Source organism: Nocardiopsis sp. FIRDI 009 (assembly GCF_003386285.1).
In the GTDB taxonomy this organism is placed as follows: domain Bacteria; phylum Actinomycetota; class Actinomycetes; order Streptosporangiales; family Streptosporangiaceae; genus Nocardiopsis.
The window spans coordinates 229,717-243,542 of sequence record NZ_QPNC01000006.1 but is presented as its reverse complement, the minus strand read 5'-3'; the positions used below and the strand labels follow the sequence as shown (position 1 = coordinate 243,542).

Below are 13,826 nucleotides of genomic sequence, written 5' to 3'. Positions count from 1 at the left end.
GTTAATGCTCACTAACGCTTGTGATGTTAATAACTACTAACATGGGTGTCCAGAGGCGGGGCGGCGCGCCGCCCCCGGAGTCGAGAGAGGCGGGGCGGATGGGGCCGAGACCGACGATCGAACGCCGGACGGCGATCCTGGGGGCGGCGGCCGAACTCTTCGCCGAACGCGGGTACCGGGGCGTGACCATCGACGAACTCGGTCGGGCCGTGGGCACCACGGGTCCCGCGCTGTACCGGCACTTCCCGGGCAAGGAGGCCCTGCTCGGCGAGGTCCTCGTCGACATCAGCGAACGGCTCGCCCGGCGCGGGGCGGAACTCGTGGCACGCGCCTCGGGCCCCGAGGAGGCCCTGGAACTGCTCCTGCGCGGCCACATCGCCTTCGCGTTGGACGAGCCCGCGCTGATCACCGTCCACGACCGGGAACTGGGCAACCTCACGGAGACGGACCGCCGCCGGGTCCGCCGCCTGCAACGCGGCTACGTGGAGGAGTGGGTGGACGTCCTGGCCGCGCTGCGTCCCGGGGCCTCGCGCGTCACCCTGCGCGCCGCCGTCCACGCCACCTTCGGCCTGCTCAACTCCACCCCGCACAGCCGGGGCGAACTGCCGCGCGACCGGATGGCGCAGCTCCTGCTGGCCATGGGCACCGCCGCGCTCACCGTCCCCGAACCGTCCTCTCCCACCACGGCTTCCGCCCCCGCGTCCGCCGATTGACCGTAGCTTGACCGGGCCCCGGGTAGGCCACGCCCTGGAGACGCCCCCGGGACCCTGGGCCCCGGGGCGCGAGAGCGTGAACGAGGGGGAGAGTTCCATGGTCGAGGGGCCTGGTCGAAGCGGCGATCCGATCACCACCACCAACGCGGGTACGCCCGTGGCCAGCGACGAGCACTCGCTCAGCGTGGGCCGGGACGGGCCGCTGGTCCTGCACGACGCCTACCTGATCGAGAAGATGGCCCACTTCAACCGGGAACGCGTCCCGGAACGGGTGGTGCACGCCAAGGGGAGCGGGGCCTACGGGACCTTCCGGGTGACCAACGACGTCAGTGAGTTCACGCGGGCGGACGTGTTCCAACCGGGCCGACGGACCCCGATGCTCGCCCGCTTCTCCAGCGTGGCGGGCGAGCTCGGCAGCCCGGACACCTGGCGGGACCCGCGCGGATTCGCGCTGAAGTTCTACACCCGCGAGGGCAACTACGACATGGTCGGCAACAACACCCCGGTGTTCTTCATGCGCGACCCGCAGAAGTTCCAGGACTTCATCCGCTCCCAGAAGCGCGACCCGCGCACGGGGCTGCGCGACAACACCATGCAGTGGGACTACTGGTCGCTGTCCCCGGAGTCGGCGCACCAGGTGACCTGGCTCATGGGTGACCGGGGCATCCCGAAGAACTTCCGCCACATGAACGGCTACAGCTCGCACACCTACATGTGGGTCAACGCCGAGGGCCGACGCGTGTGGGTCAAGTACCACTTCGTCACCGACCAGGGCGCCGACTTCCTCACCCAGGCCGACGCCGACCGGATCGCCGGGACCGACGCCGACTTCTACCGGCGCGACCTGTTCCACGCGATCGAGCGTGGCGACCACCCCTCGTGGACGCTGAAGGTGCAGATCATGCCGCTGGAGGACGCGGCGGACTACCGGTTCAACCCCTTCGACCTGACCAAGGTGTGGCCGCATGGGGACTACCCGCTGATCGAGGTCGGGCGGATGACTCTGAACGAGAACCCGGAGAACCACTTCATCCACGTGGAGCAGGCGGCCTTCGAGCCGTCCAACCTGGTGCCCGGCGTCGGCCCGTCGCCGGACAAGATGCTGCTCGCCCGCCTGTTCTCCTACCCGGACACGCACCGGTACCGGATCGGCGTCAACTACGACGAGCTCCCGCCCAACCGGCCCCATGTGCCGGTGCGCTCCTACGCCAAGGACGGGCAGATGCGCTCCTACCCTCCGGGGACCGGGGCCGTGTACCACCCCAACTCCTTCGGCGGCCCCGAGGGCGCGGGCCAGACCGGGGTGGACCCGACGGGCTGGCAGGTCGAGGCCGGCGAGCTGGTGCGCGAGGCCTACACCAAGCACCGTGAGGACGACGACTTCGTCCAGCCCCGGGCGCTCATCAACGACGTCATGGACGACGCGGCGCGCGACCGTCTGGTGTCCAACATCGCCGGGCACATGTCCTCGGTCACCGACCAGGGCGTGCTCTCGCGGGCGCTGAAGTACTGGCGCGACATCGACTCCGAGATCGGCGAGCGCGTGGCCGCCGAACTCAACGGCGGCTGAGCCGCTGCGCACGGACGGGGCCGTGGGGAGCGGTAGCCTCCCCACGGCCCCGCCACGTCCGTCAGGGGCCCGTGGGCCGTCCCGCCCCGGTGGAGGGCGCCGACCGCGCGCTCTCGGCGCGCTGCCGCGGCACCGCGGCCGTGGTCTCCAGCACCTCGCCGAGGAAGTCCGCGGCGAGCACGAGCGCGGCCCGGTTGGCGCGGGTCTCGCGCAGGGCGTCCAGCATCATGAAGTCGTGGATCATGCCCTGGAAGCGCACGGCCGTCACCGGGACGCCCGCCTCGCGCAGCTTGTTGGCGTAGGCCTCGCCCTCGTCCCGGAGCACGTCGGCCTCGCCGTTGAGCACGAGCGCGGGCGGCAGACCGCGCAACTGGCCGATCGAGGCGCGCAGCGGTGAGGCGGTGATCTCGGCGCGCTGTTGCGGGTCCTGGGTGTACTGGTCCCAGAACCAGATCATCCCGTCGCGGTTCAGGAAGTAGCCCGTGGCGAACTCGTGGTAGGACCCGGTGTCGAAGTTGGCGTCGGTCACGGGGTAGAACAGCGCCTGCCCCCGCAGGTGCGCGTCGCCCCGTTCCTTGGCCATCAGGGTCATCGCGATCGCCATGTTGCCGCCCACCGAGTCCCCGCACACCGCCATGCGCTGGGCGTCCAGTCCCTTGTCGGCGCCGTGGCGGGTGATCCAGCGCGCGACGGTGTAGTTCTGCTCGATCGCGGTGGGGTAGCGCGCCTCGGGTGCGCGGTCGTACTCGGGGAAGACCACGGCGGCCCCGGTGCGGGTGGCCAGTTCGCGGATGAGGCGGTCGTGGGTGCGGGAGCTGCCGAAGACCCACCCGGCTCCGTGGATGTACAGGATCACCGGGAGCACGCCGGTGGCGCCCTCCGGCCGGACGATCCGGGCCGACACCTGGCCGGTCGGTCCGCCCGAGATGGTGGTCCACTCGGAGTCGACGTCGGGTTTCATCACCCCGTAGCCGCTCTGCACGCTCTCCAGCACCTCGCGGCCCTCACTGGGCGGGAGCTGGTAGATGAACGGTTCCGTGGCGTTGGCTTCGGCGAACTCCCGCGCCGCCGGTTCGAGGACGATCGTGTTGTCGGTCATCGCTGTGTGCTCCCGTGGGATGGAGAGTCGGTGTCGGTTCGGTGCGGCGGGGCTCCGCCGCGGCCGGGTACGCGGTGCGTGGTGTCCGTGCGCGCCACACCCCCCGAGGCGCCCGCCTCGGGGGGTGTGGCGTGTGATCCGCGGCTCAGACCAGGCCGCCGACGGGATCGGTGGTCGCGCCCTCGACGGGGTCGGTCGCCCCGCCGACCGTGTCCTCCACGCCGCCGACGGTCCCGGTGGCGTCCTCGACGGCGCCCACGTCGACCGCCTCCAGCGTGCCGAGCGGGTCCTCCGTCTGCAGGAGCCGTCCGATGGCCGCCACCGCGTCGGGGTCGCCGAGCAGCTCGACCGCCTCCGGGTTCGACAGGAGCTCGCGGACCGCCGGGTCCTCCAGCAGGGCTGCCGCCTCCGGCGACACCTCGGGGAGGTCCTCCGTCGCGTCCTCGGCGGTCCCGGTGACCCCCTCGGTGGTCTCCTCCACCGTCTCCACCGGGTCGTCCGGCGGCTGTGCGAGGGCGCTCCCGAGCCCGATGACGGACAGTCCCCCGGCCAGTGCCGAGGCGACGGCGATCTTGGTGAACGCACGCATACGCGTTCCCTGCTCCCTTCGGTCTCACGTGGCCATGCATTTCGTGTTCACATGACCACACACAGTCAACAAGTGTCCGTCCTGTCGGGTCATGTGCGGGTTACGGGGCCCTGAAGCACCCGTATGGCTTTCGCGGCCACGGACAAGGGCCAACAAAGGCACGCAAACCTCTCGTGCGGGTCGTCGCCGCGGGGCCGTACGAACACCCGCCGACGGGTACGCCCGCGTTCGGTGGTGACCAGACGCGCAGAAGGAACGGTGAACTGATGTCTCGGCCTCGCATCGTGGTGGTCGGAGCGGGCTTCGGCGGGCTCCACACCCTGCGTCACCTCGAACGCCGGATCCCGAGGGGGATGGCCGACATCGCCCTCGTCGCCCCGCACGACTACATGCTCTACAGCCCGCTGCTGCCCCAGGTCGCGTCCGGGATGCTCACCCCCCAGTCCGTCGCGATGTCCGTGCACCGGCTCACCCGCGACACCAGGCTCATCCCCGGACACGCCGTGGGGGTCGACACCGCGGACCGGACGGTCGTCGTCCGGCGTCCGACCGGCGAACTCGCGCCGTGCCCCTACGACCGCCTGGTCCTCGCACCCGGCGGGCTCACCCGGTCCTTCGACATCCCCGGTCTGAGCGAGCACGCCTACGGGGCCAAGACCCTCGCCGAGGCCGTGCTCCTGCGCGACCACGTACTCGCCCAGCTGGAGTTGGCCAACGACAGCCGGGATCCGCTCGAACGCGAGGAGCGCTGCCGGTTCATCGTGGTCGGGGGCGGCTACACCGGAGTGGAGACAGCGGCCTCACTGATGCGGCTCACCGAGGAGGCGGCCCGCCGCTATCCCGAGCTGCGCGCAGCGATCAGCTGGCACCTGGTCGACATCGCGCCCAAGGTCCTGCCCGAGCTGGGCGAACGTCTCGGCCGCAAGGCGCTGGACATGCTCCGTGGAATGGGGATCGAGGTCAGGCTCAAGGTCACCGTCCGCGAGGTCACCGCCGACAAGGTCGTCCTGACCGACGGCCGGGCCCTGCCCTGCCGCACCCTCATCTGGACGGCCGGTGTCGCGCCGAGCCCGCTCATGACCACGCTCGACAAGCCCACGGATCACGGGCGGCTGGAGGTCGGCGCCGATCTGCGGGTCCCCGGTCTGGACGACGTGTTCGCCCTCGGCGACGCCGCCGCGGTGCCCAACCTCGCCCACACGGAGCACACCTACTGTCCTCCGACCGCCCAGTACGCCAGCCGCCAGGCCGCCACCGTCGCCTCCAACGTGGTCGCCTCGATCCTGGGTCGTCCGCTCGACGAGTTCCGACACCGCGACATGGGGCTGGTCGTGGACCTGAGCGGCAAGGACGCGCTGGCCCGGGTGCTCAAGTTCGACCTGAGCGGACCGCCCGCGCTGGCGGCCACCCGCGGCTACCATCTGGCGGCCGTGCCCTCCACCCCCGCCCGGGCCCGGATCCTGGCCAACTGGGGGATCCGCGCCCTCACCGGCGGCGAGGTGTCGCGGCTCGGTTTCGCCGACGACGGCAGACCGTCCTCGTTCGTGGACAAGGAGGCGGTGGACTATCTGGACGCGGACACCTCGCGCCGGGAGGGCGCCCGTCTGATGGAGAACCTGCGCGCGCGTTACGGCGAGGACTGAGGACCGGGCTCCGAAGGCTCCCCGTCCTCGGGGGGATCGGGGTTCCCGGTGGACCGCGCTGATGTTCGGCCTCCGGGGGAGCGCAGGTCCCGGAGGCGGGCCCAGCGGTGCAGGACGACGACGGCGGTCGCTCCCAGGGCCAGGGCGATCGCCGCGGCCGTCGGCCACCATCCGTAGGCGTCGATCGTGTCGTCCAGGACCCGGCGGCTGGCCGAACCCGGATCGGCCAGGATCGCGGTGACGAAGACGGCCGCCAGCAGCGTGGTGGTGACGGTCACGGCGGTGCCCCAGCGCCCGGTGAGGCCCATCCGCCGCCGCAGCATGCCGCCCGCCTGGACGATCCGGGTGACCCGCAACAGGTGCAGCGTGCCCACGATCCGCAGCAGGCGCAGGACCTGGGCCGGACCGAGCGCGAACAGGACGGCGGGGACGGTCACGGCCGCGACGACCGTCATCCACAGGTGTCTGCGCAGCCACGCGCGCCGGTTCTCGGCCGACGCGAAGAGCACCGCCCACTCGACCCAGAGCAGGAGCCCGGCGAGCCGGGTGACCGCGCCACCGACGGTCGACCAGGCTCCGCTGCCCCACAGGTCGAGGAAGACGGCGGGCACGGAGACGAGCGCCGACACGAGCACGGGCACGGCCAGTCGGCGTTCGATCTCGCGGGAACGGCTGTTCTCCTGGGGATCGGAGGGGGAGGGGGTGGTGGGGGACATGACGCGCGTTCATCGCGCCGCGCGGGCTCGGGGGAGGCCGCGGGCGCCGTGGGTCAGGAGCGGACCAGTCGGGCGATCGCGTCGGAGGCCTCGCGGACCTTCTCGTCGGCCTCGTCGCCGCCGCTGGCGACGGCGTGCGCGACACAGTGCTTGAGGTGCTCGTCGAGCATGGACAGAGCGAAGGAGCGCAGCGCTTTGTTCACCGCCGAGGTCTGGGTGAGGATGTCGATGCAGTACTGGTCGTCCTCGACCATGCGTTGGAGGCCGCGGATCTGTCCCTCGATGCGGCGCAGTCGGTTGATGTGACTCTGCTTGTCGTTGCTGTAGCCGTGCGTTGCCGCCATGTCGCCGTTTCCGTGTCGTCCCTGTTCAGATGCGATGAGTATACCCCTACGCGGTATTCAACGGCGGAGGATTCGGGTGCATTCCTCCGGTGCGTGCGACCGTGGTGGGCGCGTTCTGGCCGGTTCGGCGCGGGGGAGTTCTCCGCACGAATCGGACGGGGTCGCGCGCTCACCGGTTCTCGGTTCCCGCCATTGAAGTTTGCCTGATCTTGACGCGTGTCGCCCTCCGGCGCCTCGGCCGTGGTTGCGTTCGCTGGCTACCGTTGGACAGTCTGGCCAGCTGTAACTACATAGGGTGATCACTTGAATACTCTTCGTGAAACTATGGTGAGAAAGGCTCGGACAGGTGCCGTCGCGTCAGTCTCGGCGCTGACGGCGTCCGGGCTGATCGTCGTCGGCGCCACCTTGGGCATGCCCGGAGTCGAGGCCCAGCCCGCGACGCCCTACGCGACGAGCACGTGGGCCCAGCTCACGCTGGACCCGGCCGTCTACGGTTCCGGCGCCGTCACGGGCAGCCGTGGCGTGGCCGAGGTCGGTGGCGCAGACGCCGCGCAGGAGTGGAACATCGGTTCCGGGGCCGCGTCGGTGATCGACGACAACGTCCCCTCCGCGACGGGGACCGCCGTCGTGGAGACCACCCTCAACCCGTCGAGCGCGCGTGCCAGGGCGGACGGGGCGTTCACCCAGTTGCTGGTGCCGCCGCCCGAGGGTACGACCGGGCCCGCCCAGGTGATCGTGAACGAGGGAACCCCGGCCGCGGGCGGACTCACCCAGGTCCTTGACGTCGCCACCTGGCAGAACAGCGTCAACTGCACCTTCCCGCACGACCCGATCTTCCTGACGGCCGCGGTGTCCGTCTCGGTCTTCGGCCGGACGGTCCCGGTCTCCCAGCAACTCCAGACGACCGCCCTCGACTTCATGGGCGACTACGGGCCGGGGACGTCCGGTGTCCGGGTTCTCGTGACCACCCAGCAGGTCCAGGAGGCCGAGGGGAGCCGGGGGCACGCCGAACTCGCCCTGTCGGCCACGGCGCAGCTCCTCGACGAGAGCGGTCAGCCCATCGGAGAGACGGTGACGCTCTTCGACCTGATCCTGGGCGACGTCACGATGGACTGTGCTCCGCTGGACCCGTCGCCCAGCCCGAGCCCCTCCCCGTCGCCGTCACCGAGCCCGGAGCCCAGTCCTTCCCCGAGCCCGGAACCCAGCCCGAGCCCGTCGCCTTCTCCGAGCCCGGAACCCAGCCCGAGCCCGTCGCCTTCTCCGAGCCCGGAACCCAGCCCGAGCCCGTCGCCTTCTCCGAGCCCCTCCCCGTCGCCGTCACCGAGCCCGGAGCCCAGTCCTTCCCCGAGCCCGGAACCCAGCCCGAGCCCGTCGCCTTCTCCGAGCCCGAGCCCCAGCCCGGAGCCCAGTCCTTCGCCCAGCCCGGAACCCTCCCCGTCTCCGAGCCCGAGCCCGTCTCCGGAGCCCTCCCCGTCGCCTTCTCCGAGCCCCAGCCCGGAGCCGTCACCGACGGATGATCCGTACTACCCCTACGACTCCCACCGGCTCTCGTACGAGGACGGTCGGGAGGTGGCCGACGCCGACTCCGGCGCGGATGCCGAGTCCGACGCCGAGACCGAGTTGACCGAATTCACCGAGTTCGGGGAGGGCCGCGCGGACAAGCGTCTGGTGGATCACTCCGAGAGCGGCTTCGGTGACCGTCTGGCGCTGACCGGAACCGGGATCGCCGCCATGGTGGTCGCCGGACTCGTGGTCGTCTCGGCCGGTGCCACCGCGCTGATCGCGGCCCGTAGGCGCCGGAGCTGATCCGGGCGGCCCGGGGCCGGACCTCCAGCCCGAGCCCCGGGCCGAAACCACGGGCGGCGCGTGTGCGTCAACACGTGTACACCGGTGTGGGGAGGGGGCGTGCCGCGGGTGCGTCCCCTCCGCCACGGAGAACACGAAGGAAGCGCATGATCGCCACCCTCACCGGCCTGGGGCTGTCCTCGGCGTCGGGGCTGAACGCCTACATACCCCTCCTCCTCGTCGGTCTGCTCGCCCGCTTCACCGACCTCGTCCCCCTCGGCTCCGCCTGGTCGTGGCTGGAGCACCCCGTCACCCTCGTGTGCCTCACGGTCCTGCTGGTGGTCGAGTTCGCCGCGGACAAGGTTCCCGCGGTGGACAGCCTCAACGACGCCGTGCAGACCGTGGTCCGCCCCTCCGCGGGAGGCATCACGTTCGGTGCGGGCGCGACCTCCGTCGAGCTGTCCGAGCTGGGCGCCGCCACCGCCGGGGACGGTGTCGACTGGAGCGCGGTCCTGGCGGGTGTCGTCGTCGCGCTCGTCTTCCACGTCCTCAAGGCCGTGTCCCGGCCGGTGGTCAACACCCTGACCGGCGGCGCGGGAGGTCCGGTCGTCTCGGTGGTCGAGGACGTCGTCAGCGCCGTCACGGCGGTCCTGGCGATCCTGCTGCCGATCCTCATTCTCGTCGTGTTCCCCGGCATGGTCCTCGCCGGGGTCTGGGCCGTGCGGCGCAGGCGCCGACTGAGGGGGCGGCGACGCGGGGAGTGCGCGGCCGAACCGGACGTGACCTGAGGCGACCGGAGGGGCGAGGCGGGCGCGTGGACGGGCCGAGGGGTGGCGAACGACGCATTCCGGTGCGGCCCGGCTGCCCATAAGGTGCTCACAATGGCTGAGACGACTTTTGACCGACGCGACATCACCCACATCGTCTGGGACTGGAACGGCACCCTCCTGGACGACAACCACGCCAACCTCGCCGCCGTGAACGCCGTGTGCGCCAGGTTCGGCCGCCCCCCGGTGCAGATGGAGTACTGGCGCTCCGTGTTCCGGCGCCCCCTCATCCCCTGCTACGAGGACCTGCTGGGCCGGGCCTTCGAGGACGGCGAGTGGGAGGAGGCCGAGCGGCTCTACGACCGCAGCTACCTCGAGCACCTGCCCGCCTGCCGGCTGGCCGACGGGGTGCCCGACGTCCTGCATGACTGGGCCGGTGACGGAGGCACGCAGTCGCTGCTGTCCATGGCCTCGCACGAGCACCTGGTCCCGCTGATCGCCGATCGCGGCCTCGACCCGCACTTCACCCGGGTGGACGGCCGCCGGTTCGCGACCGTGAAGGACTCCAAGGCAGAGCACCTCGTGCACCACCTCGACCGGCAGGGGATCGACCCCGCCAAGGTCGTGCTGATCGGGGACATCGACGACGACGCGCGCGCCGCGCACGAGGCCGGGGCGAACGCGCTCCTGGTCGCCAGCGGGCTCATGGCCAGGGAGCGGCTGGAGGCCACCGGGGCCGTGGTCGTCGACTCACCGGTCGCCGCCGTCGAGGTCCTGCGCGGAGCCTGACCCCACGTCACCCGTTGTGACGTCCGGTCATCCCATCACACGGCCTTACCGCGGTCGTCAAGGTGGCCTTCCCACCCTCTGGCGTCCACCCGTGGGTGGACCCGCCACACCTCCCGCACGCCCGTGGTGACCTGCGATCCCGCCGTGGGAGCCGCACTCGTTTCCGCCCTCCGTAACCCCGAGGGCGGGGCGGGAGCCCGACCACACGGTGGTGTTATATGGGTCTCACATCCACACAGCCATGCGACTGGGAAGGCTGGCCAATGACGGAGAGCAGTGTGCCCCGCGTGCTCTGGGAGCCGGACGAGGCCACGGCCGACTCCTCGAACATCGTCGCGTTCGCCCGCTGGGCGGCGGAACACAAGGGGGTCCGCGCCTTCGGCGAGGGCGCGACCACCCTGGAGTCGTTCGACTACGACGCCCTGTGGCGGTGGTCGGTCACCGACGTCGAGGGGTTCTGGCAGGCGATCTGGGAGTACTACGGCGTCCGGTCGGAGACCCCCTACGAGAGCGTCCTCGCCGAGCGGGTCATGCCGGGCGCGCGCTGGTTCCCCGGCGCCACCCTCAACTACGCCCGGCACATCTTCGAGGGCCGCGACGACGAGGCGGTCGCCATCCGCCACGCGACCGAGCTGCGCCCGCTCGGCGAGTGGACCTGGGGCGAACTGCGTCGCCGCACCGCCGCGATCGCCGCCGGTCTGCGCGAACGCGGCGTGGGCCCCGGTGACCGGGTGGTCGCCTACCTGCCCAACCTGCCCGAGACCGTCGCCGCGTTCTACGCGGTCGCCTCCCTCGGCGCGGTGTGGTCCTCCTGCTCACCCGACTTCGGCGTGCGCAGCGTCATCGACCGGTTCGCGCAGATCGAACCGAAGGTGCTCCTGGCCGTGGACGGGTACCGCTACGGCGGCAGGGACTTCGACCGCCGTCCGGTCGTGGCGGAGCTGCGCGAGGCCCTGCCCACCGTCGAGCACACCGTGCTGCTGGACTACCTCGCCCCCGGCGCCGACCTGGAGGGCACCGAGCCCTGGAGCGCGCTGGAGGCGGCCGGTGACGGCGGGGCCGCGCCCGAACCGGAGTTCACCCCCGTCCCCTTCGACCACCCCCTCTGGGTGCTCTACTCCTCCGGCACCACGGGCCTGCCCAAGGCCATCGTGCACGGCCACGGCGGGATCCTCCTCGAACAGCTCAAGAACCTCCACCTCCACCTGGACGCCCGCGAGGACGACCGGGTCTTCTGGTTCACCACCACGGGCTGGATGATGTGGAACTTCCTGGCCAGCGTGCTGCTGACCAGGGCGTCCATCGTCCTGTACGACGGCAGCCCCGCGGCTCCGGACCTCGGCGCGCTCTGGGACCTGGCCGAACGGGCGGGCGTCACCATCTTCGGCACCAGCGCGGGGTTCCTCTCCTCCTGCATGAAGGAGGACGTCCACCCCCGCCGGGGGCGCGACCTGTCCGCCCTCCGCGCGATCGGATCCACCGGCTCCCCGCTGAGCCCGGAGGCGTTCGCCTGGGTGTACGAGGAGTTCGGCGACGACCTGTGGCTGTTCTCCACCAGCGGCGGCACGGACGTGTGCAGCTGCCTGGTCGGCGGCACCCCCACCCTGCCCGTCTACGAGGGCGAGATCCAGTCCCGGGGTCTCGGCATGGCCGTGGCCTCCTGGGACCCGGACGGCAGGGAGCTCGTCGGCCAGGTGGGGGAACTGGTGGTCACCCAGCCCGCCCCCTCCATGCCGGTGTACTTCTGGGGCGACCCGGACGGCGAGCGGCTGCGCGACAGCTACTTCTCCGTCTACCCGGGGATCTGGCGGCACGGGGACTGGATCGAGATCACCGACCGGGGGACCGCGATCATCTACGGCCGCTCCGACTCGACCATCAACCGCGGCGGCGTGCGCATGGGCACCAGCGAGATCTACCGCGCCGTCCTCGCCCTGGACGAGGTCGTCGACGCCCTGGTCGTGGACGTCCCGCAGAAGGACGGCTCGTCCAGGATCGAACTGTTCACCGTGCTGCGCCCCGGCGCCGACCTGGAGGGCGACCTGCCCAAGGAGATCGCCCGCCGGGTGCGCACCGACTGCTCGCCCCGGCACGTCCCCGACCGCGTGCGCGCGATCACCGCCGTTCCCCGCACCCTGTCCGGCAAGGTCCTGGAGGTCCCGGTCAAGCGCATCCTGATGGGGGAGAGCCCCGACAAGGTGGTCAGCCGCGACTCCCTGGCCAACCCCGAGGCGCTCGACTACTTCACCCGCCTGTCCGACCGGGGCTGATCCACGCGCCGCTCCGTGGACGCGTCGGGAGAGGCGTCCACGGAGCGGCGCACGCGCGGCGGTCGGAGCGTTCGCCGGGGAACATCGCCACGGGGGGCGCCGTTACAGGTGCGCGGGACAGTGACACATCCCACCCGCACACCCCACAGGGAGCGAGTGAGACGCGGTGCAGCTCTGGCGCACGTCAGATGTCGAGACGCAGGTTCGGTCCCCCCGGGCCGGGAAACCGAGGATTCAGGGCGACGGTATAGCTTTGATCAACGTGGCAGAGAACCGATCTGACGACAGACGCAGCCCCGCCACCGACACCACGGCCGCCCCGGCCCGGCACCACCGCATCGACGGCATCGACGCCGCCCGCGCCCTCGCGATCTTCGGGATGTTCGTCGTGCACCTGGGGGTGACCTCGTTCGGGCTGCTGTCCGAGGACGGCGCCACCGCCGTCCACGCGCTCCTTCGCGGCAACTCCTCCGCGTTGTTCGCCCTGCTGGCCGGGCTGTCGCTGGCGTTCATGACCGGTCGCACCACCCCCGCCACCGGTGACCGCCTGCGGCAGGCCACCGTGCGCATCGTGACGCGCGCGGTCGTCATCGGTGTGCTGGGGATCTTCCTCGACATGGTCGGCGCGCCCGTCGCGGTCATCCTCACCTACTACGCGGGCTTCTTCCTGTTGGCCCTCCCGCTGGCCCGGCTGCGCGCCGGGGCACTGTGGGCCGTGGCGGGTGTGCTCGCCGTGGTCGGGCCGTTCGTCTCCTTCACGCTGCGGTCGGCCATGGGCCCGGTCGAGTACAGCGGGGCCTCGCTGGGGTCGCTGACCGAGTTCTTCCTGACCGGCTACTACCCGGCGATCACCTTCATGGCCTTCGTGTTCGCGGGTATGGCGCTGGGGCGGACGGACCTGACGACCACCGCCGTGCGCCTCCGGCTGTTCGCGGCGGGCTGCGGGCTCACCGTGTTCGCCTACGGGGGTTCCTGGCTCCTGCTGTACCCCCTGGGCGGGCTGGACCGGCTGGCGATCGCGGCCGCGGGGACGGAGACGGTCACCGACCCGGCCGTACTGGAGTCGCTGCGCGCCGCCACGCGGGAGGACATGTACGCCATGCACGGCCAGGTGTTCACGGACAGCTGGTGGTGGCTGGCGGTCGGGACGCCGCACACCGGCACCACGTTCGAGATCGCCCAGGCGGTGGGACAGGCGCTGATCGTCATCGTCGCGTGCGTGTGGCTGGCCGAGCGTGTCCGCTGGCTGATGTACCCGTTGTCGTCGGTCGGCCGGATGTCGCTGACCGTCTACTCCGGGCACCTGCTCGCGATCGCCGTCGTCGTGGGCCTGTCGACCCGGGACTGGCACACTCCGTGGCTGCTGGAGGGCTTCGTGGTGGCCACGGTCCTCTTCGCCGTCCTGTGGCGGGTCACCGTCGGACGGGGGCCGATGGAGTCCTGCCTGGGCGCGATCGCCGAGGGAGTGCACGTGAGCGTGCAGGAGATCCGGGAGTCGAGGGAACAGCGCCGCGGGAGGGGTTGAGACCCCCGGAGGCGTT

General features: G+C 71.4%; 12 protein-coding genes. 8 read left to right on the top strand and 4 right to left on the bottom strand.

Annotated features, from left to right (window positions below; genetic code table 11):
- Positions 1–98 precede the first annotated feature (98 nt).
- Together DVR05_RS04400 and DVR05_RS04395 are read left to right on the top strand one after the other, a co-directional pair.
- A complete protein-coding gene (locus tag DVR05_RS04400) occupies positions 99–713 on the top strand; it encodes a TetR/AcrR family transcriptional regulator (RefSeq protein WP_116244512.1) in 615 nt (204 codons plus the stop codon).
- Between the two features lie 97 nt (positions 714–810).
- The gene (locus tag DVR05_RS04395) at positions 811–2,283 is read left to right on the top strand and encodes a catalase (RefSeq protein ID WP_116244511.1); all 1,473 of its coding nucleotides are present in this window, start codon (positions 811–813) and stop codon (positions 2,281–2,283) included.
- Positions 2,284–2,344: 61 nt separating this feature from the next.
- On the opposite strand, the gene DVR05_RS04390 is transcribed toward DVR05_RS04395, so the two are convergent.
- Together DVR05_RS04390 and DVR05_RS04385 are read right to left on the bottom strand one after the other, a co-directional pair.
- Positions 2,345–3,382 carry an alpha/beta hydrolase gene (locus DVR05_RS04390; RefSeq protein ID WP_116244510.1) on the bottom strand — a complete coding sequence of 346 codons (1,038 nt, stop codon included), beginning with the start codon at positions 3,380–3,382 and terminating at the stop codon, positions 2,345–2,347.
- Between the two features lie 145 nt (positions 3,383–3,527).
- Positions 3,528–3,971 carry a hypothetical protein gene (locus tag DVR05_RS04385; RefSeq protein ID WP_116244509.1) on the bottom strand — a complete coding sequence of 148 codons (444 nt, stop codon included), beginning with the start codon at positions 3,969–3,971 and terminating at the stop codon, positions 3,528–3,530.
- 266 nt (positions 3,972–4,237) lie between these two features.
- Between DVR05_RS04385 and DVR05_RS04380 the strand changes: the two genes are divergently transcribed.
- Positions 4,238–5,614 carry an NAD(P)/FAD-dependent oxidoreductase gene (locus DVR05_RS04380; RefSeq protein ID WP_116244508.1) on the top strand — a complete coding sequence of 459 codons (1,377 nt, stop codon included), beginning with the start codon at positions 4,238–4,240 and terminating at the stop codon, positions 5,612–5,614.
- On the opposite strand, the gene DVR05_RS04375 is transcribed toward DVR05_RS04380, so the two are convergent.
- Positions 5,599–6,330, bottom strand: coding sequence for a metal-sensitive transcriptional repressor family protein (locus DVR05_RS04375; protein WP_198659034.1), 732 nt, complete (start codon positions 6,328–6,330; stop codon positions 5,599–5,601). The genes DVR05_RS04380 and DVR05_RS04375 overlap by 16 nt on opposite strands.
- Before the next feature lie 53 nt (positions 6,331–6,383).
- Entirely contained in the window at positions 6,384–6,674 is a 291-nt protein-coding gene (locus DVR05_RS04370; RefSeq protein WP_116244507.1) for a metal-sensitive transcriptional regulator, read from the bottom strand.
- Between the two features lie 324 nt (positions 6,675–6,998).
- Between DVR05_RS04370 and DVR05_RS26495 the strand changes: the two genes are divergently transcribed.
- The 5 genes from DVR05_RS26495 (at position 6,999) to DVR05_RS04345 (ending at position 13,810) form a co-directional block, all read left to right on the top strand.
- Positions 6,999–8,480, top strand: coding sequence for a hypothetical protein (locus tag DVR05_RS26495; RefSeq protein WP_157982383.1), 1,482 nt, complete (start codon positions 6,999–7,001; stop codon positions 8,478–8,480).
- Between the two features lie 146 nt (positions 8,481–8,626).
- Positions 8,627–9,247 carry a DUF4126 domain-containing protein gene (locus DVR05_RS04360; protein ID WP_116244506.1) on the top strand — a complete coding sequence of 207 codons (621 nt, stop codon included), beginning with the start codon at positions 8,627–8,629 and terminating at the stop codon, positions 9,245–9,247.
- 93 nt (positions 9,248–9,340) lie between these two features.
- A complete protein-coding gene (locus tag DVR05_RS04355) occupies positions 9,341–10,015 on the top strand; it encodes an HAD family hydrolase (RefSeq protein ID WP_116244505.1) in 675 nt (224 codons plus the stop codon).
- 263 nt (positions 10,016–10,278) lie between these two features.
- On the top strand, positions 10,279–12,285 hold the full coding sequence (locus DVR05_RS04350; RefSeq protein WP_116244504.1) for an acetoacetate--CoA ligase: 2,007 nt from the start codon (positions 10,279–10,281) through the stop codon (positions 12,283–12,285).
- A gap of 262 nt (positions 12,286–12,547) precedes the next feature.
- Positions 12,548–13,810, top strand: coding sequence for a heparan-alpha-glucosaminide N-acetyltransferase domain-containing protein (locus DVR05_RS04345; RefSeq protein WP_116244564.1), 1,263 nt, complete (start codon positions 12,548–12,550; stop codon positions 13,808–13,810).
- Positions 13,811–13,826 lie beyond the last annotated feature (16 nt).